Origin of the sequence: Mycobacterium sp. SMC-8 (genome assembly GCF_025263565.1) — a bacterium.
Classification (GTDB): domain Bacteria; phylum Actinomycetota; class Actinomycetes; order Mycobacteriales; family Mycobacteriaceae; genus Mycobacterium.
In genome coordinates, this window is sequence record NZ_CP079865.1 from 1,519,381 (window position 1) to 1,542,270 (window position 22,890).

Sequence of the window (22,890 nt, forward strand, 5' to 3'; positions counted from 1 at the left end):
CCGGTCTCTTCGCCGTCCCGATGCGTACGGCTGCCCCTCCAGAATAGAAGGCCGCCCGCGCAGCGGCTCCTTCTGGCCGTGCTCCCCGCGGCCCATCCGGGCGCTCAGCGAATCCTGCTGCGCGACATGGCGTTTGCCCGGACCCGCAGGCGTACCGGCGAACATCGCGCCACCTGTGTCACAGTGACGTAATTCGTCGGTGTGGTGGGTCATTGCGCGGACGCGTTCATCAACTCCACGATGCGCTGCAAATCGTCCACCGAACCGAACTCGACGACGATTTTGCCCTTGCGCTTGCCCAGGCTGACGGTGACGCGGGTGTCGAACGCCGTCGACAGCTGCTCGGCGACATCCTGCAGCCCCGGCATCTGGATCGGCTTACGCCGCGGCGCGGCCGGTGGGGTCTCCCCGTTGCGGTTGGCCAGGGTGACCGCCTCTTCGGTGGCACGCACCGACAGCCCCTCCGCCACGATGCGCGCGGCGAGCTCCTCCTGAGCCTCCGGACCCGCCTCGAGGGACAGCAGGGCGCGGGCATGACCGGCCGACAGTACCCCGGCGGCGACCCGGCGCTGTACCGGAATCGGTAGGCGCAACAGTCGGATCATGTTGGTGATCAGCGGACGTGACCGGCCGATCCGCGATGCGAGTTCATCGTGGGTGACACCGAATTCCTCGAGCAGCTGCTGGTACGCCGCCGCCTCTTCGAGGGGATTGAGCTGTACCCGGTGGATGTTCTCCAACAGCGCGTCACGCAGCATGCTGTCGTCCGCCGTCTCGCGCACGATGGCCGGGATCGTCGCGACCTCGGCCAGTTGGGCGGCACGCCACCGGCGCTCCCCCATGACCAGTTGATAGCGCGGCGCGGCCTGTCCGTCCTCCGCGGGCACCGCCCGCACCACGATCGGCTGCATCAATCCGAATTCGCGGATCGAGTGCACCAGCTCTGCCAGCGCTTCCTCGTCGAACACCTGCCGCGGCTGGCGGGGGTTCGGATCGATCTGCGACGGGGGGATCTCGCGGTACACCGCACCCACCGGATTCGCGTCCTGCGCGGGGGGCGCGGCCTGTGGTGCACCGCCGAGCACGACGTCGGCAGCGGCGGCGCCCATCTTCGGCCCAAGTGTGGCCGGCTCGCCGTTCTCGGCCGGGCCGGTGGGGATCAGGGACGCCAGTCCGCGCCCCAGACCACTGCGCTTGCGTGCCGGATTGTTCATCGGTCCCCTCTTCCGTCGTCGCCACCGCGGACTGCCAGCTCGCGGCTGGCATCGAGATAGCTCATCGCCCCGCGCGAGCCGGGGTCGTAGTCGATGATCGTCATCCCGTAGCCCGGGGCCTCCGACACCTTCACACTGCGGGGGATCACCGTTCGTAACACCTTCTCACCGAAGTGGGCACGAACATCCGATGCCACCTGGTCGGCGAGCTTGGTGCGCCCGTCGTACATCGTGAGGACCACGGTGGTGACATTGAGTTCGGGGTTCAGGTGCGCCTTCACCATCTCGATGTTGCGCAGCAACTGACCCACACCCTCCAGTGCGTAGTACTCGCATTGGATCGGGATCAACACCTCTGGTGCGGCGACCAGAGCGTTGATCGTCAACAGCCCGAGCGACGGCGGGCAGTCGATGAACACGTAGTCGAAGTCGTAGTGCTTCAGCTCGCCGAGCGCGGTGCGCAGTCGGCCCTCGCGGGCGACCATGCTGACCAGTTCGATCTCGGCGCCGGCCAGATCGATGGTTGCCGGGATGCAGAACAGGCGCTCGCTGTGCGGACTGCGCTGCAATGCCGTCTCCACCGAGATGTCACCGATGAGCACCTCGTAGGACGAGGGCGTGCCCGGGCGGTGTTCGATACCGAGCGCGGTGCTCGCATTGCCCTGCGGATCGAGATCGATCACCAGTGTCTTCAATCCCTGCAGCGCCAGCGCCGCGGCGATGTTGACCGCGGTCGTCGTCTTGCCGACACCGCCCTTCTGGTTGGCGACGGTGAACACCCGCTGCCGCTCGGGCTTCGGCAGCTGTCCCCCGACCGCCGCCTGCATGAGCCGGACCGCCCGGGCCGCTTCGGCGCCGATCGGGGTGTCGGCGTCCTGTGCGGTCCATGTTTCACGTGAAACATCGGCAGGCGGGATGGTCTTGGGCGCTTGGGCATCACGGGGTGCTGACATCACTTCGGCCTTCTTCCGGGGCGCGGGTGCTGATGATTCCTCGCCGTCTCTTGAACCCCCACGACCACCGTCGCGGGCGGCTGCACGTAGTGCGCGCCACATCTCTCCACTTTCACCTTCGACATTCCAAGTGCTGCCATCGCGCGCCGATGCTCCTCGACTTCCGCATCGGCGCGCTCCCCTTTGATGGCCAGCATCCGTCCGCCGGCCCGCAGTAGCGGCGAACTCCACTTGGTCAGCTTGTCGAGCGAGGCGACGGCTCGAGAAACCACGACGTCCGTCGCCCCCACCTCCTCGCGTACCGCTCGGTCCTCGGCGCGGCCGCGCACCACCGTGCAGTCGATACCCAGCTCCTCGATCGCCTCGCGGAGAAACTCGCTGCGTCGCAGGAGGGGCTCGATGAGCACCACATGGACGTCCGGCCGAACCAGAGCCAACGGTATCCCGGGTAGGCCCGCGCCACTACCGATGTCGGCGATCCGCTCGCCCGGATGCAGCAGCTCGCCGATCACGGCACAGTTCAGGAGATGCCGGTCCCATAGCCGGTCCACCTCGCGGGGACCGAGCAGACCGCGTTCCACGCCGGCACCGGCCAGGATCTCGGCATAGCGCCTCGCACCGGGGAGCGCCGCTCCGAACAGTTCCGCAGCGGCGTGGGGCGGCGGTGGCACCTCCGCATGTTTCACGTGAAACATCCTCCGACTGTGCGCGGCGTGACCACGACCGACTCCCCTGGGCTACGGCGAACTACATGGTGTAACTCTGCGCTGGGTCAGTCGACCAGAACGACAACCCGGCGCGACGGCTCCACGCCCTCGCTCTCGCTGTGCACACCCTGCACTCCGGCGACCGCGTCATGGACGATCTTGCGCTCGAACGGGGTCATCGGGGCGAGCTCTTCTCGCTCCCCGGTTTCCAGCACGCGGTGGGCCACCTTCTCCCCCAGCGCGGCGAGTTCGTCACGGCGGCGCCGGCGCCACTGTGCGATGTCGAGCATCAGCCGGCTCCGCTCGCCGGTCTTCTGGTGCACGGCCAGCCGGGTCAGCTCTTGCAGCGCGTCGAGCACCTCGCCCTTGCGCCCGACCAACTTGTTCAGGTCCGTGCCGCCGTCAATGCTGACCACCGCCCGGTCGCCCTCGACATCCAGGTCGATGTCGCCGTCGAAGTCCAACAGGTCGAGCAACTCTTCCAGATAGTCGCCGGCGATCTCGCCCTCGGCCACCAACCGCTCTTCCAGGTCGTCGACCGAGTCGGCCACGTCGTTGTCGACGCGCTCCTCCGTCACCTCCGACACGGTCTCGGTCGTCGTGCTGGTTGCGTCGTTCTCTGTGTCAGTCATTGCCACACCTCTCTTTCGGTCGCGGTCGCCCGCGCGTCAACGTTTCCGCTTCTTGGGCCGCGCGCCGGGTTTCGGGGTCCGGTTACCGGCCCCGTTCGGCGCTGCGGAAGGCGCTGTGCTCTGCTCGGTCGCCGACGGCTCGCCGGCTGTCGGCGCGTCGCCGGCTTCCTCGGAATCCGCAGTGTCGGTCGCCGTCTTCTTCTTGCGGCTCGGCTTGGCACCCGGGGCCGGGGCGTTCTGGGCTCGCCGTTCGAGGGCTTCGAGCTTCTTCTGCTCCTCTTCCTTCTCGATCTTCCCGAACACGTAGTGCTGCTGACCGAAGGTCCAGATGTTGTTGGACAACCAGTACAGGATGATCGCAAGCGGGAGGAACGGGCCGCCGACGACGACGCCCAGCGGGAAGACGTAGAGCGCCAACTTGTTCATCATCGCGGTCTGCGGGTTGGCCGCCGCTTCGGGACTCTGCCGCGCAACTGAGGCCCGACTGTTCAGGTAGGTCGCGATACCGGCCAAGATCATGATCGGCACACCGACCAGGATTACCGCCAGTCGGTTGAATTCGGTGAACGCATCCAACCCGTGCTGCTGGATCATCGTCGCGCCCAGCGGAGCCCCGAACAGGTTGGCGTCCAGGAAGTGGCCGACGTCGGTGGCGCTGAAGACGTAGTTCGGCAGGCTGCGGTTCTCCTCCACCGACAGCCCGAGCCGTCCGATCCCGGTCTGGGTCCGGTTGAAGGACATCAGCACGTGGTAGAGGCCGAGGAACACCGGGATCTGCGCGAGCATCGGGAGGCAACCGAGAATCGGATTGAACCCGTGCTCCTTCTGGAGCTTCTGCATCTCCAGCGCCATCCGCTGGCGGTCCTTGCCGTACTTCTTCTGCAGCGCCTTGATCTGGGGCTGCAGTTCCTGCATCTGCCGGGTGGTCCTGATCTGCCGAACGAACGGCTTGTACAGGATCGCGCGCAGGGTGAACACCAGGAACATCACCGACAGCGCCCACGCGAAGAAGTTGGACGGTCCGTCGACGCCGGGAATGAGCCCGATCAGGAACGCGAACGCCTTGTACCAAACCCACATGATCGCCGACACCGGGTAGTAGATGATGTCGAGGCTGAACCAATTAAACGACACTCGTTTGACTCTTCCCTTGCTGTACCGGATCGGGCCGGTGATCGGCTACGTCACAGCTGTGTTCACCCGTTGCGTCACTGTGACTTTCGCGCTCGGGTATCGGGTCCCATCCTCCGTTATGCCATGGCCCGCATTTGAGGAGACGGATCAGGGCCAGCCAGCTACCGCGGAAGAAGCCGTATTCGGTCAGCGCGTCGACCGCATACTGACTGCAGGTGGGCGTGAACCGGCATGTGGGCAGCCGCAACGGAGAGATGGTGTGGCGGTAGAGCTGGATGAGGTAGACCGCGCCGCGGACGGCTCGTGAGCGCGCGTTCACGGTCTCGTTCCGTTCCGGTCCTTGATCCGCTGTAAAGCGGTCCGCAGTTCCTGCTCCAGCCGGGGCGAGTGCGCATCCCGGCTTCGCGGGAGTGCGCGGATCACGACCCGATCGGACGGATCCAGATCATCGAGGACCGCCCGGGCGGCGTGGCGGAGCCGGCGCGACACCCGGTGACGCTGGACGGCGTTGCCGACTGCTTTGGAAACGATCAGGCCGACCCTCGGTCCGGGGTCACCTGTCTGGTCAGAACGCAGCGTGTACACCACAAGATCGGGCTGGGCCGCCCGCGTCCCGCGACTCACTGTGGCACCGAACTCGGTCGACCGCGTCATCCGGTTCTGGGCCGGAAGCACCGCGACAGACCTGGCCGGGTCACGCAGTCAGTGAACGACGGCCCTTAGCGCGCCGGGCCGTGACGATCGCACGACCCGCGCGGGTGCGCATCCGCAACCGGAATCCGTGCACCTTGGCGCGGCGACGGTTGTTCGGCTGGAAGGTCCGCTTGCCCTTGGCCACGGCAGTCACTCCTTGTTCTGGCCCTCCACGCCTGCCCGACATGCCTGTGCATGACGGGCGTGACGCAGTCGGCCGTTGGTAAGCTCGATCGGTCTCGCAAAGCTAGCCGGCGCGGTCCCCGGCCGGGGCCGGTCGCAGCCGTATCGCCACGTGCGGGCGACTGTTCGAGGGTACTGACGAGAAATCGCTGGGTCAAACCTGCTAGATCACCGTCATGTGGCATTGCCGGCACGGTTGTGGCCCCGTCGGTTTCATCACATCAACCACAGCCGTCACGTTGGTCAGGAACTATTGGGCCGGACCATGATTGCGCGTCCCGCAATGTTGCAGAACTGTTGGCACCCGGAGAGAAAACTGTTAGCTTCTGGCAGTGCCGATTCCACGCCGGATCGGCGCAAGACAACCAAGCGAGGACGCCAACCCTCCGTCGCGAGCCCACTGACCGCACCGTGATGAGCTCCGGCACCCAGGTGTCCTGGCCGCGAGACAACAAGACGGCGACGAGCTTCCTCTTTCCACAACCTGTGGATAACTTTGTGGACAGTTTGTCGTCGTCCTATGGCACGTCCCCGCAGGGACCACAAAAGGGGTGAGCGTCGGTGAGCACTGACCCCGACCCCCCCTTCGTCTCGATCTGGGACAACGTCGTCACCGAACTCAACGGCGCCGACGGCGTCGGGAACGGGTCGCTGACCCCGCAGCAGCGGGCCTGGCTGAAGTTGGTCAAACCGCTGGTGATCACCGAGGGCTTCGCGTTGTTGTCGGTACCGACACCGTTCGTCCAGAACGAGATCGAACGTCACCTGCGCGAGCCGATCGTCGCGGCGTTGAGCCGCCAGCTCGGACAGCGGGTGGAACTCGGTGTCCGCATCGCCGACCCGGTCCCCGACGACATTGACGACGACGGGTTCGCCGCAACCACGGCTCCGGTCTCTGCGCCCGACCCCGACGAGGACGTCGTCGACGACGATCTCGCGGCCCGGGCCAGCGCCGAGGAAAGTTGGCCGACGTACTTCTCCAACCGCGCCAACCGGGCCGCCGAGGACGACAGCACCTCGGTGAACCTGAACCGTCGCTACACGTTCGACACCTTCGTCATCGGCGCATCCAACCGTTTCGCGCACGCGGCCACCCTGGCGATCGCCGAGGCGCCGGCCCGTGCCTACAACCCGCTGTTCATCTGGGGTGAGTCCGGACTGGGCAAGACCCACCTGCTGCACGCCGCGGGTAACTACGCGCAGCGGCTGTTCCCCGGCATGCGGGTCAAGTACGTCTCCACCGAGGAATTCACCAACGACTTCATCAACTCCCTCCGCGATGACCGCCGCGCATCGTTCAAGCGCACCTACCGCGACATTGACGTGCTGCTGGTCGACGACATCCAGTTCATCGAAGGCAAGGACGGCATCCAGGAGGAGTTCTTCCACACCTTCAACACGCTGCACAACGCCAACAAGCAGATCGTGATCTCGTCCGATCGGCCGCCCAAACAGCTGGCCACGCTGGAGGACAGACTCCGCACCCGGTTCGAGTGGGGCCTGATCACCGACGTGCAACCACCCGAGCTTGAGACGCGAATTGCGATCTTGCGCAAGAAAGCTCAGATGGATCGGCTCGACGTGCCCGGCGACGTGCTGGAACTCATCGCCAGCCGGATCGAGCGCAACATCCGCGAACTGGAGGGTGCGCTGATCCGCGTCACCGCGTTCGCCTCGCTGAACAAGACACCGATCGACAAATCGTTGGCCGAGATCGTGCTGCGGGACCTGATCTCCGATCCCACCACGATGCAGATCAGCACCGCCGCGATCATGGCCGCCACCGCCGAGTACTTCGAAACCAGCGTCGAGGAACTGCGCGGTCCCGGCAAGACCCGCGCGCTGGCTCAGTCCCGGCAGATCGCGATGTACCTGTGCCGCGAGCTCACCGACCTCTCGCTGCCCAAGATCGGCCAGGCGTTCGGCCGCGACCACACCACGGTGATGTACGCGGAGAAGAAGATTCGCGCCGAGATGGCCGAACGTCGCGAGGTCTTCGACCACGTCAAAGAACTCACCACCCGCATCCGGCAACGCGCGAAGCGCTGACGGGTTCTCTGCGCTCTTCTCTCGCCGTCTACTTCGTGGTCTGGGGCGGTGTGTTCCGCGGCCGACGGCGAGATCTCGCGCGGCGTTCCCAACGCTCATTCCTGCGTGTCGCGTCCCGCGTGTCGCACGGCCGGGGCCGGCCCAGCCGAAAATCTTCTGTCCCCGCGGCCCCAACAATCACAACGCCGGCTGTGCACCGGGCTGTGCACAACTTGAGGTCAACCCCTGACAACTGCCCGGGATTCTCCCCAGCATCGGCCCCATCCCCAGACCGTCCCGGACGGTTCGGCAGAACTCCCCAGGCTGCTCACACCGTCACCACGCCGCTGGCCTGCGCCGAACCGACGTTATCCCCAATGTGCACAGCACCTATTACTGATACTCGTATATATCCCTAGATTTCTTTTAAAAGAAGGCCTCTGGGGAAGTTGTGATCCACCGGCCCGGCACGCCCTCCCGGGCCTGCGTGTCAGCCCGATCGTTTAGCTTTCAAGTTGGAGCTGAAAGCTCTACGGTGGTTCATCGACAGCCGTTCCGGTCGTCGCCGCGTGCCCGGCAGGCATGTCGTGCGCCTGCGCCGAAACCGCTGGTTATAGCTTTGTCGGGGTGTGCATCGAAGGGACGCTATGAACGTGGCGACAACGGCTGGTCTGACGGATCTGAAATTCCGGCTGACTCGCGAGGACTTCGCCGACGCAGTTGCGTGGGTCGCGCGTAACCTGCCCTCCCGACCGACGGTGCCTGTGCTGGCGGGCGTGCTGCTCACCGGCTCCGACGAGGGTCTCACGGTCTCCGGATTTGACTACGAGGTTTCCGCCGAGGTGCAGATTCCGGCCGAAATCGCTTCTCCGGGAAGCGTTCTTGTGTCCGGTCGGCTGCTGTCCGACATCGTCCGGGCCCTGCCGGCCAAGCCGGTCGACGTCAGCGTCGAGGGCACCCGGGTGTCGCTGACCTGCGGTAGCGCCCGGTTCTCGCTGCCCACGATGGCAGTCGAGGATTACCCGACCCTGCCGACGCTGCCCGACGAGACCGGCGTGGTGTCGTCGGACCTGTTCGCCGAGGCCATCGGCCAGGTCGCCGTGGCGGCGGGCCGTGACGACACCCTGCCCATGCTCACCGGCATCCGCGTGGAGATCTCGGGTGAAAAGGTGGTGCTGGCTGCCACCGACCGCTTCCGCCTGGCGGTGCGCGAGCTGACCTGGTCCACCAGCGCAGCGGGGATCGAGGCTGCGGTCCTGGTGCCGGCGAAGACACTGGCCGAGGCGGCCAAGGCCGGCACCGACGGTGCGGAGGTGCACCTGTCCCTGGGCTCGGGTCCGAGCGTAGGCAAGGAAGGTCTGCTCGGTATTCGCAGCAAGGGCAAGCGCAGCACCACCCGCCTGCTCGATGCCGAGTTCCCGAAGTTCCGTCAGTTGCTCCCCACCGAGCACACTGCCGTGGCCACCATCGGTGTCGCCGAGCTCACCGAGGCGATCAAGCGTGTGGCTCTGGTGGCCGACCGGGGCGCCCAGGTTCGCATGGAATTCGCCGACGACGTGCTGCGTCTGTCAGCCGGCGCCGATGACGTCGGCCGCGCCGAAGAGGATCTTGCGGTGCAGTTCTCCGGTGATCCGCTGACCATCGCGTTCAACCCGACCTATCTGACCGATGGGCTCAGCTCTCTGCACGCCGACCGGGTCACGTTCGGATTCACCACCCCGAGCCGTCCCGCGGTGCTGCGGCCGGCGGGTGAGGACGACGCGGCCGCCGGCAGCGGTCCGTTCCCGGCGGCGCAGACCGACTACGTGTACCTGTTGATGCCGGTCCGCCTTCCCGGCTGATCCGGCACACCCTCACGACAAAGGCGGTGTCATGCAGCTGGGTCTGATCGGTCTCGGCAAGATGGGCTTCAACATGCGTGCCCGTCTACGCGACGGCGGCCACGACGTGGTCGGTTACGATCCGAGACCCGCAGTGTCCGATGTGGCCTCCCTGGAGGAACTCGCCGATCGACTGGAATCGCCGCGGGTGGTCTGGGTGATGGTGCCGTCAGGCACGGTGACCGACAGCACCATCACCGCCCTCGCCGGAGTTCTCGGCGAGGGCGATCTGGTGATCGACGGCGGAAACTCTCGGTACACCGAGGACGCACCGCACGCGGAATTGTTGGCGCAGAATGGAATTGCGTTCATCGACGCGGGAGTCTCCGGTGGCATCTGGGGATTGACCGAAGGCTACGGGCTGATGGTCGGCGGCAGCGATGCCGACGTCGAGCGGGCGATGCCGATCTTCGAGACGCTGCGCCCGCCCGGACCGCGGGAGGACGGTTTCGTCCACGCCGGCCCCGTCGGCGCCGGCCATTTCGCCAAGATGGTGCACAACGGCATCGAGTACGCGCTGATGACCGCCTACGCCGAAGGTTACGAACTGCTGGCCGCCGAGGACCTCGTGAAGGACCCTCAGGCGGTGTACCAAGCCTGGACGAACGGCACGGTGGTGCGGTCCTGGCTACAGCAGCTGTTGGCCAAGGCGCTCAAAGAGGATCCCGGCCTCGCCGGGATCAGCGGTTACACCGAGGATTCCGGTGAGGGCCGGTGGACTGTCGAGGAGGCCATCCGGTTGCGGGTGCCCGTCCCGGGCATCGCGGCGTCCCTGTTCGCCCGCTTCCTGTCCCGCCAGGACGAGTCTCCGACGATGAAAGCTGTTGCGGCACTGCGGAATCAGTTCGGCGGCCACGCCGTCCAACGCGTCAGTGAGTCAGGTTGACCGAGGTGTACCGGTGTACGTACGTCACCTGGCGCTGACCGACTTCCGGTCGTGGGCCCGGGTGGAGCTCGAGCTGACTCCCGGGCGAACGGTCTTCGTCGGACCCAACGGTTTCGGTAAGACGAATCTTGTTGAGGCGCTCTGGTATTCGTCCACTCTCGGGTCACACAGGGTGGCTTCCGACGCACCGTTGATCCGGGCCGGAGCCGACCGCGCCGTCGTCTCCACGATCGTTGTCAATGAAGGCCGGGAACTGGCCGTCGACCTCGACATCACCTCCGGCCGGGCGAACAAGGCCAGGTTGAACCGCTCCCCCGTTCGGTCAGCCCGCGAGATCCTCGGGGTTCTGCGCGCGGTGCTGTTCGCACCGGAGGACCTTGCGTTGGTGCGCGGCGATCCCAGTGAGCGCCGGCGCTACCTCGACGAGTTGGCCACCACGCGGCGTCCCCGGGTCGCGGGGGTGCGGGCCGATTACGACAAGGTGGTCCGTCAACGCACCGCGCTGCTCAAGACCGCGTCCGGCGCACGGTTGCGCGCAGACCGCGGCGCACTCGAGACACTCGACGTGTGGGACGGCCACCTGGCTCATCACGGTGCCCAATTGATCACGGCCCGAGTGCAATTGGTGAACGAACTGGCCGCCGAGGTGGAGAAGGCCTACCAGTTGCTGGCCCCGGCGTCGCGGCCCGCGGCGATCCGGTACCGCAGTGGGGTCGAGGTGGTCGAGGCTGAGGCCGCGGCAGGCAACAGTGATGTGGAGGTGTTCGAGGCGGCGTTGCTGGACGCGCTGAGCCGCCGCCGCGATGCCGAGCTCGAACGCGGGGTCTGTCTCGTCGGTCCACACCGCGATGATCTGGAGCTGCGCCTGGGGGATCAGGTTGCCAAGGGTTTCGCCAGCCACGGCGAGTCCTGGTCGATGGCGCTGGCGTTACGGTTGGCGGCGTACGAACTGCTGCGCGCAGAGGGAGGTGATCCGGTGTTGCTGCTCGATGACGTGTTCGCCGAACTCGACAGCGCGCGGCGCCAGGCGCTGGCCCAGGTCGTCGCCTCGGCCGAGCAGGTGCTCGTCACCGCGGCCGTCCACGAGGACATCCCGGCCGCGTGGGACGCCGGCCGCGTCGAGATCACGATGCAGGACAGCGACGGCGGTCGGGTGTCGGTGGTGCAGACATGAGCGCCGACGACGAGACGCCGGGTCCGCCGGCCCATCTCGAGGGGCTCAAAGGGATGGATCTGGTGCGCCGCACGCTGGAGGAGGCCCGCGGGGCCGCCCGTCAGCAGGGCAAGAACGTCGGGCGGGGCCGGCACTCCCCCGCCGCACGCCGCGTCGCGGGCAGCGGCCGCCGGCGATGGTCCGGACCCGGACCCGACAGCCGGGACCCGCAGCTGTTCGGCGCGCTCACCGGCGAAGTGGCCCGCAGCCGCGGCTGGTCGGCCCGGGTCGCCGAGGGTGCGGTCTTCGGGCGGTGGTGTGCGGTGGTTGGGGAACAGATCGCCGCGCATGCCGCCCCGACGGCCCTGCACGACGGTGTGTTGACGGTCTCGGCGGAATCCACCGCGTGGGCGACCCAGCTCAGGATGGTGCAGGCACAGATTCTGGCCAAAATCGCCGCCGCGGTCGGTGACGGGGTGGTCACGTCCCTGAAGATCGTCGGTCCGGTCGGCCCGTCCTGGCGGAAGGGCCCGTACAGCGTGCCCGGCCGCGGTCCGCGCGACACCTACGGCTGAGCGGGTTCGGGGGTAGCCTCAGAGCCGCCAGAACACGGCCGGGCGCTTTCCACGCCGTCAAGACCTATCTTCGCCCGAGAAATTCCGCGCACGTCGCGTTTAGCTATGTGGAAACGCCGCTACAGAATCGGTCCTGACGGTGCGTAAAGGTAGACTGTCACGGTGATCCGCGAGGGACCGTCGACCCCTTAGTCGGCAATCCCGCTGAAGACCGCTAAAGACCAAGGAGACGCGTCCAACGTGGCTGCCCAGAAGAAGAACGCTCCGGCTGAGTACGGCGCCGATTCCATCAAGGTCCTCGAGGGCCTAGAAGCGGTGCGTAAGCGTCCGGGCATGTACATCGGTTCGACCGGTGAGCGCGGTCTGCACCACCTTATCTGGGAGGTGGTCGACAACGCGGTCGACGAGGCGATGGCGGGCTTCGCGACCAAGGTCGACGTCAGGATCCTCGAGGACGGCGGCGTCCAGGTCACTGACGACGGCCGCGGCATCCCGGTCGCCATGCACGCCACAGGTATTCCGACCGTGGACGTCGTGATGACGGTGCTGCACGCCGGCGGCAAGTTCGAAGAGGGCGCCTACCAGGTGTCCGGTGGTCTGCACGGCGTCGGTGTGTCGGTGGTCAACGCGTTGTCGACCCGGCTCGAGGCCGACATCCGCAAGGACGGCTACGAGTGGTTCCAGACCTATGACCGCTCGGTTCCCGGCACTCTCAAGCAGGGTGAGAAGACCAAGGAGACCGGCACCACGATCCGGTTCTGGGCCGATCCGGACATCTTCGAGACCACCAACTACGACTTCGAGACCATCGCGCGCCGGCTGCAGGAGATGGCGTTCCTGAACAAGGGGCTGACCATCGAGCTGACCGACGAGCGGGTCGCGCCCGAAGAGGTTGTCGACGACGTCGTCAGCGACCACGCCGAGGCACCCAAGTCCGCCGAGGAGAAGGCCGCCGAGGCCGCCGCACCACACAAGGTCAAGCACCGGGTCTTCCACTACCCCGGCGGTCTGGTGGACTTCGTCAAGCACATCAACCGCACCAAGACGCCGATCCAGCCCAGCGTGATCGATTTCGAGGGCAAGGGCGAGGGCCACGAGGTCGAGATCGCGATGCAGTGGAACGCCGGCTACTCCGAATCGGTGCACACCTTCGCGAACACCATCAACACCCACGAGGGCGGCACCCACGAGGAGGGTTTCCGCGCGGCACTGACCTCGGTGGTCAACAAGTACGCCAAGGACAAGAAGCTGCTCAAGGACAAGGATCCGAACCTCACCGGTGAGGACATCCGCGAAGGGCTCGCCGCGGTCATCTCGGTCAAGGTGTCCCAGCCGCAGTTCGAGGGTCAGACCAAGACCAAGCTCGGCAACACCGAGGTCAAGTCGTTCGTCCAGAAGATCTGCAACGAACAGATCAGCCACTGGTTTGAGGCAAACCCCGCTGAAGCGAAGACCGTTGTCAACAAGGCGGTTTCGTCCGCGCAGGCCCGAGCCGCAGCCCGCAAGGCTCGTGATCTGGTCCGGCGCAAGAGTGCCACCGACATCGGTGGCCTGCCCGGCAAGCTGGCCGACTGCCGGTCCACCGATCCGAGCAAGTCGGAACTGTATGTGGTGGAGGGTGATTCGGCCGGCGGCTCGGCCAAGAGCGGCCGTGACTCGATGTTTCAGGCGATCCTGCCGCTGCGCGGCAAGATCATCAACGTCGAGAAAGCCCGTATCGATCGTGTGCTGAAAAACACCGAGGTCCAGGCGATCATCACCGCGCTGGGCACCGGTATCCACGACGAGTTCGACCTCTCCAAGCTGCGCTATCACAAGATCGTGCTGATGGCCGACGCCGACGTCGACGGCCAGCACATCTCCACGCTGCTGCTGACGCTGTTGTTCCGGTTCATGAAACCGCTTGTGGAGAACGGCCATATCTTCCTGGCCCAGCCGCCGCTGTACAAGCTGAAGTGGCAGCGCAGCGAGCCGGAGTTCGCCTACTCCGACCGGGAACGCGACGGTCTGCTCGAAGCCGGCCGCGCCGCGGGCAAGAAGATCAACGCAGAGGACGGCATCCAGCGCTACAAGGGTCTGGGCGAGATGGACGCCAAGGAGCTGTGGGAGACCACGATGGATCCGTCGGTGCGTGTGCTCCGGCAGGTCACGCTCGACGATGCGGCCGCGGCCGACGAACTGTTCTCGATCCTGATGGGCGAGGACGTCGAAGCACGGCGCAGCTTTATCACCCGGAACGCCAAAGACGTTCGTTTCCTTGATGTTTGATGCCTTGATGTTTGATGACGCACACCCAGGTACCTAGGACAATTTCATGACAGACACCACGTTGCCTCCGGGCGGCGAAGCAGGCGACCGCATCGAGCCGGTCGACATCCAGCACGAGATGCAGCGCAGCTACATCGACTACGCGATGAGCGTGATCGTCGGCCGTGCGCTGCCCGAGGTGCGGGACGGCCTCAAGCCGGTGCACCGCCGCGTGCTGTACGCGATGTTCGACTCCGGTTTCCGGCCCGACCGCGGGCACGCGAAATCCGCGCGCTCCGTGGCCGAGACGATGGGCAATTACCACCCTCACGGCGACTCGTCGATCTACGACACCCTGGTCCGGATGGCCCAACCCTGGTCGCTGCGCTACCCGCTGGTCGACGGGCAGGGCAACTTCGGCTCGCCGGGCAATGACCCGCCAGCCGCGATGCGCTACTGCGTCACGGGCGATGCGATGGTCCGGCTACCGTTCGGGCAGTCGGTGCGCATCGGCGATGTCGTCGCGGGAGCTCGGTCGAACTCGGACAACGAGATCGATCTGAAGGTTCTCGACAGGCACGGGAACCCCGTGACGGCCAACGCGCTGTTCCACTCTGGCGATCACGAGACATTCACGGTTCGAACCGCAGAGGGGTTCGAGGTCACGGGCACGGCGAATCACCCGTTGCTGTGTCTGGTCGATGTGGGCGGTGTTCCCACGCTGCTGTGGAAGTTGATCGAAGAGATCCGCCCGGACGATTGCGTGGTGCTGCAACGGACCCCGCCGGTCGAGTTCGGCCCTGGTGAATGGCACGATGTCATGGAGGCGCTGCTGTTGGGCGCTTTCATCAGCGAAGGCTTCGTGAGCGAGTCCCGTGCGGGTTTCAACAACCTCGATCGCGATTACTTCAACATGGTCGTCGCGGCTTACGACACCGTTGTCGGGGGCCCGCGGTACGTGTATGAGCGGCAGATCGCTTCGGGATCGAACCTCCTGGAACTCGACGTACAGAACATGGCGGCACTTGATAACAGCCGCTTGTCTGGACTGAAGGCCCAACGTTGCGCGGCCAAGAAGGTGCCCGCCTGGTTGTGGAATTCCGCGGCCGCAGTGAAGAGGGCATTTCTACAGGCCCTCTTCGAAGGCGATGGTTCCTGCTCGGCGTTGCCGCGCAACACGATCCAGATTTCGTACTCGACGCGTAGCGGGCAGTTGGCCAAAGACGTCCAGCAGATGTTGCTGGAGTTCGGTGTCATCTCACGCCGATACCTCCACGCAACGGGTGAGCACAAGGTCGTCATCACCAACCGAGCTCATGCCGAGGACTTCTGCTCAAGAATTGGCTTCGGCGGAGCCAAGCAGCGCAAGTTACAGCGCTTGCTTGCCGACCTTCCTGGTCGTGCAGCGGGTATGGACGGCGATCACGTTCCAGGCCTGGCGGCGTTCATCCGTACGAGCGCCGGGGGTCGCTGGACCGACAAGGAGTGGCTGCGCAAGCACAACATCGATCGCCTCTCGCGGTGGCGTCGAGACGGTGAAGAGATCCTCAGTCATATCGCCGACAGCGATGTCCGTGCGATCGCCGCGGAGCTCACCGATGGTCGCTTCTACTACGCGAAGGTGGCGTCGGTAACGGACGCCGGCGTACAACCGGTGTACAGCCTGCGGGTGGACACCGACGACCATTCCTTCATCACGAATGGCTTTGTCAGTCACAACACCGAAGCGCGGCTCACTCCGCTGGCGATGGACATGCTGCGCGAAATCGACGAGGAGACAGTCGATTTCATCCCGAACTACGACGGTCGGGTGCAAGAGCCGACGGTTCTGCCGAGCCGGTTCCCGAACCTGCTGGCCAACGGCTCGGGCGGAATCGCCGTCGGCATGGCCACCAACATGCCGCCGCACAACCTGCGGGAACTCGCCGAGGCCGTCTACTGGTGCCTGGAGAACCACGAGGCCGACGAGGAAGCCACCTGCGAGGCGGTGATGGCGCGGGTCAAGGGGCCCGACTTCCCCACCTACGGCTTGATCGTCGGATCCCAGGGCATCGAGGACACCTACAAGACGGGTCGCGGGTCGATCCGGATGCGCGGCGTCGTCGAGATCGAAGAGGATTCGCGCGGCCGCACGTCGTTGGTGATCACCGAGTTGCCGTACCAGGTCAACCACGACAACTTCATCACCTCGATCGCCGAGCAGGTGCGCGACGGGAAGCTGGCCGGTATCTCCAATATCGAGGACCAGTCCAGTGATCGCGTGGGTCTGCGCATCGTCGTGGAGATCAAGCGCGATGCCGTGGCCAAGGTGGTGCTGAACAACCTCTACAAGCACACCCAGCTGCAAACCAGCTTCGGCGCCAACATGCTGGCGATCGTCGACGGGGTGCCGCGCACGCTGCGCCTCGACCAGCTGATCCGCCACTACGTCAACCACCAGTTGGATGTCATCGTCCGGCGCACCCGCTACCGGCTGCGTAAGGCCAACGAACGGGCCCACATCCTGCGCGGTCTGGTCAAGGCGCTCGACGCACTTGACGAGGTGATCGCGTTGATCCGCGCCTCCGAGACCGTCGAGATCGCCCGCAACGGCCTGATCGAGTTGCTCGACATCGACGAGATCCAGGCCCAGGCCATCCTGGACATGCAGCTGCGGCGCCTGGCCGCCCTGGAACGTCAGCGCATCGTCGACGATCTGGCCAAGATCGAGGCCGAGATCGCCGACCTTGAGGACATCCTGGCCAAGCCGGAGCGGCAGCGCGCGATCGTGCACGACGAGCTCAAGGAGATCGTCGACAAGCACGGCGACGACCGCCGCACCCGGATCGTCCCGGCCGACGGCGATGTCGCCGACGAGGATCTGATCGCGCGGGAAGACGTGGTCGTCACGATCACTGAGACCGGTTACGCCAAGCGCACGAAGACCGACCTGTACCGCAGCCAAAAGCGCGGCGGTAAGGGAGTGCAGGGTGCGGGGCTCAAGCAGGACGACATCGTCAACCACTTCTTCGTCTGCTCGACGCATGACTGGATCCTGTTCTTCACCACGCAGGGCCGGGTGTACCGGGCCAAGGCCTACGAACTGCCCGAGGCCTCGCGGACCGCACGCGGTCAGCACGTCGCCAACCTGCTGGCCTTCCAGCCCAACGAGCGGATCGCGCAGGTGATCCAGCTCAAGAGCTACGAGGACGCGCCGTACCTGGTGCTGGCCACCCGCAACGGTCTGGTCAAGAAGTCGCGGCTGGTGGACTTCGACTCCAACCGCTCCGGCGGCATCGTCGCGGTGAACCTGCGCGACGGTGACGAACTGGTCGGCGCGGTGCTGTGCTCCGCGGAGGACGACCTGCTGCTGGTCTCGGCGAACGGGCAGTCGATCCGCTTCTCGGCGACGGACGAGGCGTTGCGACCGATGGGCCGCGCGACCTCGGGCGTACAGGGCATGCGGTTCAACGGCGATGACGCGCTGCTCTCGCTGAACGTGGTGCGTCCGGACACCTACCTGTTAGTGGCCACTTCCGGCGGTTATGCCAAGCGCACCGCGATCGACGAGTATCCGGTCCAGGGCCGTGGCGGCAAGGGCGTGCTGACCATCCAGTTCGACAAGCGGCGTGGCACGCTGGTCGGTGCGCTGATCGTCGACGAGGACACCGAGCTGTACGCCATCACCTCCGGAGGTGGCGTGATCCGGACCGCCGCGCGTCAGGTTCGTAAGGCCGGGCGCCAGACCAAGGGCGTTCGCTTGATGAACCTGGGTGAGGGCGACACACTGATCGCGATCGCACGCAACGCCGAAGCCGGCGACAGCACCGACGAGGTCAACACCGACCCGGAGGCGCCGACAAGTGAGGAGTCGTAGGTGAGCTCACCGAAGGAGCCGGGCTACCCGCGTCCGGGTGACGCGGCCAACGGGTCGGCCGCGGGTCCCGGTCAGGACGGCGGCTCCCGGGCGCCGCAGACGGCCGACGCCGGCGATCCGCCTCCGTGGCAGCGGGGCGCGGCGGGCCGGGCCCGGCAACAGGCTCCTGAGGGGGCGCATCCCGACGCGCCCCGGGCCGGCACGCAGGCAGGCCTGGATGCCCGGCTCAACCGCTTCATCGCCGGCGGAGCGGCCCCGACGGGTGGCCAGGACACCGAGGCTCAGGCGCGCAACGACCGCACCGAAGTGATTCGTCCCGAGCAGGCCCCTCGTCCCGACGTGAGCCGCCCGGAGCAAGCCGCCCGCCCCGAGGTCAACCGTCCCGAGCCGAATCGGCCAGAGCCGGGTGTGCGGCCCGATCAGGGTGCCGCGTATGCCAGCGAGATCCCGGATCTGTCGGGTGGACTCCCCCGCCAGCAGCGCAGGCCGGCGGAGCGTCCGACGGAGCAGCAGCCCAAGCCGCCGGTGAAGAGCGCGCCGGCGCCCGGCAACCGCGCGGTACAGGTCGGCACCCGGCAGCAACACCGGGGTCCGGTGCGGGCGAGCATGCAGATCCGGCGTGTCGATCCGTGGAGCACGCTGAAGGTGTCGCTTCTGCTGTCGGTGGTGCTGTTCTTCGTCTGGATGATCGCCGTGGCGTTCCTGTACCTGGTGCTCGGCGGCATGGGCGTCTGGAGCAAGCTCAACAGCAACGTCGGTGACCTGCTCACCAGCGCCAGCGGCAGTTCCGGAGGGGAGCTGGTGTCCAGCGGCACCATCTTCGGCGGGGCCGCGCTGATCGGGCTGGTCAACATCGTGCTGATGACCGCCGCGGCGACCATCGGGGCGTTCATCTACAACCTGACGACAGATCTGGTGGGCGGCGTGGAGGTCACGCTCGCCGACCGCGACTGAGGTCACCACACCGCGGTTTGGGAGTCGGGTTGTCGGTGCGGTAATCTCGTCGCTCGGCCCGTGCGGTTGAACGGGGCTATAGCTCAGGCGGTTAGAGCGCTTCGCTGATAACGAAGAGGTCGGAGGTTCGAGTCCTCCTAGCCCCACGGAAAGGTACATGTCGATGAGGCTGGTGCTTCTGCTCGGCGCGGCCATCGCGGCGGTGGCCGCGGTGCTTGTGTGGCGGACCCAGCACGGTGCCGAGGTATGGCACACCCTGCCTGCCGCGCAGGCCGACGTACCTTAATCGACGAGGGGCCTTAGCTCAGTTGGTAGAGCGCTGCCTTTGCAAGGCAGATGTCAGGAGTTCGAATCTCCTAGGCTCCACAATCAAATCAACACCTCACGACCGGCTCAACACTCCACGACGTTGAGAGCCAGTCCCCCGCGTGAGGTCTCCTTGTACTTGTCGGCCATGTCCGCCCCGGTGTCGCGCATGGTCTTGATCGCGGTGTCGAGGCTGACATGGTGGCTGCCGTCGCCGAACATTGCCATCCGGGCCGCGGTGATCGCCTTGACCGATGCGACCGCGTTGCGCTCGATGCACGGAATCTGCACCAGTCCCCCGACCGGGTCGCACGTCAGTCCCAGGTTGTGCTCGATGCCGATCTCGGCGGCGTTCTCGACCTGCGCCGGCGTGCCGCCCAGCACCGCGGCCAGACCGCCTGCCGCCATCGAGCAGGCCGAGCCGACTTCACCCTGACAGCCCACCTCGGCACCCGAGATCGAGGCGTTGGCCTTGAAGAGTTGCCCGATCGCCGCCGCGGTGAGCAGGAACTCGACCACCCCGTCCTCGTCGGCTCCCGCGACGAATCGCCAGTAATAGTGCAGGACAGCCGGAATGATGCCGGCCGCGCCGTTGGTCGGCGCCGTCACGACACGACCTCCCGCGGCGTTCTCCTCGTTGACCGCCAGCGCATACACCGTGACCCAGTCCATCGCGTACAGAGGATCGGCGGGATTGTTCTCCAGCGCCTGCGCCAGCGCCTTCGCGCGGCGGCGCACGTGCAGCCTTCCCGGCAGCGTCCCGTCCGCGGCCAACCCGTTGCCGACGCACTCGCGCATCGTCGCCCAGATGCGCAGCAGGCCCTCTCGCAAGCGGGTCCCGTTTCCGAGCGCCTGTTCGTTGGCAGCCACCAGATCGGCGATACTGCAGCGGTTTTCGTCGGCCAGCGCGACGAGCTCGGCGCCGGTGTGGAACGGGTACGGCAGCGCGACGTCGTCGTCGGAGGACGCCCGGGCGGCCTGCTCCTCGTCGACCACGAATCCCCCACCGACGGAGTAGTACACCCGCCGCGCAAGCACCGAGCCGCCGCGGTCGTGGGCGGTGAAGATCATGCCGTTGCTGTGAAACTGCATGGGCTGCAACGACATGACGATGTCGGCGGCGATGTCGAACGCGATCTCGCGCGTGCCTGCGATGCGCAGTCGTTGCGCATCGGTGATCTGCCGGACCCGCTCGCGCGCCTGGCCGGGGTCCACCGTCTCGGGGTCGGCGCCCTCCAGGCCGAGCACCACCGCTCCCGGGGTTCCGTGCCCCGCGCCGGTGGCTCCCAGGGAGCCGTACAGCTCAACGCGCACCCTTGCGACGGTGTCCAGGAGCCCGGATGCGGCCAGCCCGTCGGCGAAGCGCCGGGCCGCCCGCATCGGGCCCACGGTGTGTGAACTCGACGGCCCGATGCCGACAGAGAACAGATCGAACACCGACACGGCGGCCATGAGCGGCGGCTACGGCTTGGGGGTGACCTCGACGCTGGGCGGCAGCGCCGAGGGTTCGGGTTGGGTGGAGCGCCGCACGATCGAGAACGCCACCGCTCCCCCGGCCAGCACCACGACCGCGACACCGGCCAGCAGCAGCGGGCGCTTGCGGCGACGGGACTTGCGGGCCTTCTGCAGCGCCTGCGGCAACCCGGCGACGACTTCCTGGGCCGCGGCCACCTCGGCCGCCAAAGTCTCCTGCACGGCGGCCAATTCGGCCTTCAGCTGGTGTGCCACCTTGCTGCGGCGGTACCGGGCGCCGGCCCAGGCGGCCGAGTTCCGCACCGTGTCGACTCCGAGGCCCACGGCTCCCCTGGTGACGTCGACCGGGCCGACGGTCGAGTACTTCAGACCACGGCTGAGCCGCTGGCTCGGGGTCAGACGCACGCGGGTCGCAGAGCTCATGGCCTACCTCTTTCAGGCTGTCGGATGTCGCCTTCCAGACTGCCATCCCCGCCTACGGGACGGTGGCCGGTTGGCCGTCGGACCGGACGTGGCACACTGAGTTCTCGTGACGAGTCCCATTCAGACCGCGACCGCGACCCTGCACACCAACCGCGGCGATATCAAGATCGCCCTGTTCGGAAACCACGCTCCGAAGACCGTGTCCAATTTCGTCGGACTCTCCCAGGGCACCAAGGAGTACAGCACGGAGAACGCGTCCGGCGGCTCGTCGGGACCGTTCTACGACGGCGCGGTGTTCCACCGCGTCATCGACGGTTTCATGATCCAGGGCGGCGACCCGACCGGGACGGGCCGCGGCGGGCCGGGATACCAGTTCGCCGACGAGTTCCACCCGGAACTGCAGTTCGACAAGCCCTATCTGCTGGCGATGGCCAACGCCGGGCCGGGCACCAACGGTTCGCAGTTCTTCATCACGGTGACGGAGACCCCGCACCTGAACCGGCGCCACACCATCTTCGGCGAGGTCGTCGATCCGGAGTCGCGCAAGGTCGTCGACGCGATCGCCACCACGGCCACCGACCGCAGCGACCGCCCCACGGACCCGGTCGTGATTGAGTCGGTGACGATCTCCTAGACGTCGCCTGAACCGGCGCCGGGCGCATACCCGGCGGCGGTCAGCGCGTCGAGTACGTGCAGCGGGTCGGTGCCGAGATCCCACCGACTCAGCACGAGCAGCCGTCCGTCGGTGGTGTCCAGCTCGAGCAGCCGCATCTTGCGGCCGATACGCCGGAACTCGGTGATGCGGACGCGGGTGAGATCATCCTTGGTCAGTTCCCGCGAGCCGAACCAGCCGCGGTAGATCAGGCCCCGATCGGTGATTGCCAGTTTTGGGCGGGCGCGCCACGACATGATTGCAAACACCACCAACCCGGCGGCGGCAACGCCGATCAGAAGCCGGCCCGGCGGGTCTGTGACCAGGGTCACAGCGGCGATTGCCATGAGGATCCCCAACAGACCGGCCGCCGCGATGCCTCCCGGCGAAGGGCCCCACTGTGTTTGCTGCATGCGCTTCTTACAGCCTCCTACCGCGCTGAACGCGGTTATCCACAAGTGCTATCCCCAATGGGGATGAATAACATCCGTGTGATCCGGTGACGCGCGGAGGGCGTGCGGAAGAACGGCGGGCGTCCACAATGGATTCAATCCAGACGCGCCGAACGGTCACCGCCAGCGCATCGTGAGCAAAAGCCCGGTGATCATGAAGGCAAACGCAATGGCGTAGTTCCAGACGTTCAGGTCGGACATCCATTGCAGAAAGCTCGGCACATCGGGACCCGAGCCCGCCAGCTGGAACACGATCAACCACACCAGCCCGATCAGCATCAGGCTCACGAACAGCACCACGAACCACGTGCTGGACGGCCCCGCCTTGACCTTGACCGGAGTCCGGCTCACCGGGTTGATGGTGAAGTCGTTCTTCTTACGGACCTTGGACTTGGGCATGCGTACCTTCGGACGATCGGCGCCGCGGCTGTCACCGGTGCCACGAACGACCGGTCAGTGCGACGATGTGCAGGGAAAGCCTAACGCAGG

The 22,890-nt window shown here is 66.4% G+C and carries 22 protein-coding genes and 2 tRNA genes; 12 read left to right on the plus strand and 12 right to left on the minus strand.

All coding sequences use genetic code 11. The features are described 5' to 3' along the window. Positions 1 to 209: 209 nt before the first annotated feature. From KXD97_RS07460 to rpmH, 8 genes are all read right to left on the minus strand, one after another. Complete coding sequence (locus tag KXD97_RS07460) at positions 210 to 1,214, minus strand: ParB/RepB/Spo0J family partition protein (protein ID WP_260756117.1); 1,005 nt, start codon at positions 1,212 to 1,214, stop codon at positions 210 to 212. Beyond that, positions 1,211 to 2,167, minus strand: coding sequence for a ParA family protein (locus KXD97_RS07465; RefSeq protein ID WP_260756118.1), 957 nt, complete (start codon positions 2,165 to 2,167; stop codon positions 1,211 to 1,213). The genes KXD97_RS07460 and KXD97_RS07465 overlap by 4 nt, the downstream gene beginning before the upstream one ends. Beyond that, positions 2,167 to 2,853 carry a 16S rRNA (guanine(527)-N(7))-methyltransferase RsmG gene (gene rsmG, locus KXD97_RS07470; protein ID WP_260756119.1) on the minus strand — a complete coding sequence of 229 codons (687 nt, stop codon included), beginning with the start codon at positions 2,851 to 2,853 and terminating at the stop codon, positions 2,167 to 2,169. The genes KXD97_RS07465 and rsmG overlap by 1 nt, the downstream gene beginning before the upstream one ends. A gap of 86 nt (positions 2,854 to 2,939) precedes the next feature. Continuing rightward, positions 2,940 to 3,506 (minus strand): R3H domain-containing nucleic acid-binding protein, encoded by a 567-nt coding sequence (locus KXD97_RS07475; protein WP_260756120.1) that lies wholly within the window; start codon positions 3,504 to 3,506, stop codon positions 2,940 to 2,942. A gap of 36 nt (positions 3,507 to 3,542) precedes the next feature. Then, entirely contained in the window at positions 3,543 to 4,586 is a 1,044-nt protein-coding gene (yidC, locus tag KXD97_RS07480; protein WP_260757878.1) for a membrane protein insertase YidC, read from the minus strand. A gap of 43 nt (positions 4,587 to 4,629) precedes the next feature. Beyond that, the gene (yidD, locus tag KXD97_RS07485; RefSeq protein ID WP_260756121.1) at positions 4,630 to 4,959 is read right to left on the minus strand and encodes a membrane protein insertion efficiency factor YidD; all 330 of its coding nucleotides are present in this window, start codon (positions 4,957 to 4,959) and stop codon (positions 4,630 to 4,632) included. Continuing rightward, positions 4,956 to 5,315: a ribonuclease P protein component gene (rnpA, locus tag KXD97_RS07490; RefSeq protein ID WP_260756122.1), complete on the minus strand. Its 360-nt coding sequence runs from the start codon at positions 5,313 to 5,315 to the stop codon at positions 4,956 to 4,958. Before rnpA ends, yidD begins: the two co-directional genes overlap by 4 nt. 19 nt (positions 5,316 to 5,334) lie before the next feature. Continuing rightward, a complete protein-coding gene (gene rpmH / locus KXD97_RS07495) occupies positions 5,335 to 5,478 on the minus strand; it encodes a 50S ribosomal protein L34 (RefSeq protein WP_003930923.1) in 144 nt (47 codons plus the stop codon). Between the two features lie 599 nt (positions 5,479 to 6,077). On the opposite strand from rpmH, the gene dnaA reads away from it, so the two are divergent. From dnaA to KXD97_RS07550, 11 genes are all read left to right on the plus strand, one after another. After that, a complete protein-coding gene (gene dnaA, locus KXD97_RS07500) occupies positions 6,078 to 7,565 on the plus strand; it encodes a chromosomal replication initiator protein DnaA (protein WP_260756123.1) in 1,488 nt (495 codons plus the stop codon). A gap of 626 nt (positions 7,566 to 8,191) precedes the next feature. Next, on the plus strand, positions 8,192 to 9,385 hold the full coding sequence (gene dnaN / locus KXD97_RS07505) for a DNA polymerase III subunit beta (RefSeq protein ID WP_260756124.1): 1,194 nt from the start codon (positions 8,192 to 8,194) through the stop codon (positions 9,383 to 9,385). A gap of 31 nt (positions 9,386 to 9,416) precedes the next feature. Next, the gene (gene gnd, locus KXD97_RS07510) at positions 9,417 to 10,310 is read left to right on the plus strand and encodes a phosphogluconate dehydrogenase (NAD(+)-dependent, decarboxylating) (RefSeq protein WP_260756125.1); all 894 of its coding nucleotides are present in this window, start codon (positions 9,417 to 9,419) and stop codon (positions 10,308 to 10,310) included. A 13-nt stretch (positions 10,311 to 10,323) separates the two neighbouring features. Further along, positions 10,324 to 11,484 (plus strand): DNA replication/repair protein RecF, encoded by a 1,161-nt coding sequence (gene recF, locus KXD97_RS07515; RefSeq protein WP_260756126.1) that lies wholly within the window; start codon positions 10,324 to 10,326, stop codon positions 11,482 to 11,484. Then, positions 11,481 to 12,038 carry a DUF721 family protein gene (locus KXD97_RS07520; RefSeq protein ID WP_260756127.1) on the plus strand — a complete coding sequence of 186 codons (558 nt, stop codon included), beginning with the start codon at positions 11,481 to 11,483 and terminating at the stop codon, positions 12,036 to 12,038. The genes recF and KXD97_RS07520 overlap by 4 nt, the downstream gene beginning before the upstream one ends. Before the next feature lie 240 nt (positions 12,039 to 12,278). Continuing rightward, positions 12,279 to 14,306, plus strand: a complete 2,028-nt coding sequence (gene gyrB / locus KXD97_RS07525; RefSeq protein ID WP_260756128.1) for a DNA topoisomerase (ATP-hydrolyzing) subunit B — start codon at positions 12,279 to 12,281, stop codon at positions 14,304 to 14,306. 46 nt (positions 14,307 to 14,352) lie between these two features. Beyond that, on the plus strand, positions 14,353 to 18,141 hold the full coding sequence (gene gyrA / locus KXD97_RS07530) for an intein-containing DNA gyrase subunit A (protein WP_260756129.1): 3,789 nt from the start codon (positions 14,353 to 14,355) through the stop codon (positions 18,139 to 18,141). Continuing rightward, positions 18,142 to 19,095 (plus strand): DUF3566 domain-containing protein, encoded by a 954-nt coding sequence (locus tag KXD97_RS07535; protein WP_260756130.1) that lies wholly within the window; start codon positions 18,142 to 18,144, stop codon positions 19,093 to 19,095. A 72-nt stretch (positions 19,096 to 19,167) separates the two neighbouring features. Beyond that, positions 19,168 to 19,241, plus strand: a tRNA-Ile gene (locus KXD97_RS07540). Positions 19,242 to 19,258: 17 nt separating this feature from the next. After that, positions 19,259 to 19,381, plus strand: a complete 123-nt coding sequence (locus tag KXD97_RS07545; protein ID WP_260756131.1) for a hypothetical protein — start codon at positions 19,259 to 19,261, stop codon at positions 19,379 to 19,381. Positions 19,382 to 19,388: 7 nt separating this feature from the next. Continuing rightward, positions 19,389 to 19,461, plus strand: a tRNA-Ala gene (locus tag KXD97_RS07550). 27 nt (positions 19,462 to 19,488) lie between these two features. On the opposite strand, the gene KXD97_RS07555 is transcribed toward KXD97_RS07550, so the two are convergent. Continuing rightward, positions 19,489 to 20,853 (minus strand): L-serine ammonia-lyase, encoded by a 1,365-nt coding sequence (locus KXD97_RS07555; protein WP_260756132.1) that lies wholly within the window; start codon positions 20,851 to 20,853, stop codon positions 19,489 to 19,491. A gap of 9 nt (positions 20,854 to 20,862) precedes the next feature. Beyond that, the gene (gene cwsA / locus KXD97_RS07560; protein WP_260756133.1) at positions 20,863 to 21,297 is read right to left on the minus strand and encodes a cell wall synthesis protein CwsA; all 435 of its coding nucleotides are present in this window, start codon (positions 21,295 to 21,297) and stop codon (positions 20,863 to 20,865) included. 106 nt (positions 21,298 to 21,403) lie between these two features. Between cwsA and KXD97_RS07565 the strand changes: the two genes are divergently transcribed. Beyond that, entirely contained in the window at positions 21,404 to 21,931 is a 528-nt protein-coding gene (locus tag KXD97_RS07565; protein WP_260756134.1) for a peptidylprolyl isomerase, read from the plus strand. On the opposite strand, the gene KXD97_RS07570 is transcribed toward KXD97_RS07565, so the two are convergent. Then, positions 21,928 to 22,362 (minus strand): PH domain-containing protein, encoded by a 435-nt coding sequence (locus KXD97_RS07570; protein WP_260756135.1) that lies wholly within the window; start codon positions 22,360 to 22,362, stop codon positions 21,928 to 21,930. The genes KXD97_RS07565 and KXD97_RS07570 overlap by 4 nt on opposite strands. 156 nt (positions 22,363 to 22,518) lie before the next feature. Beyond that, a complete protein-coding gene (gene crgA / locus KXD97_RS07575; RefSeq protein ID WP_260756136.1) occupies positions 22,519 to 22,800 on the minus strand; it encodes a cell division protein CrgA in 282 nt (93 codons plus the stop codon). Positions 22,801 to 22,890 lie beyond the last annotated feature (90 nt).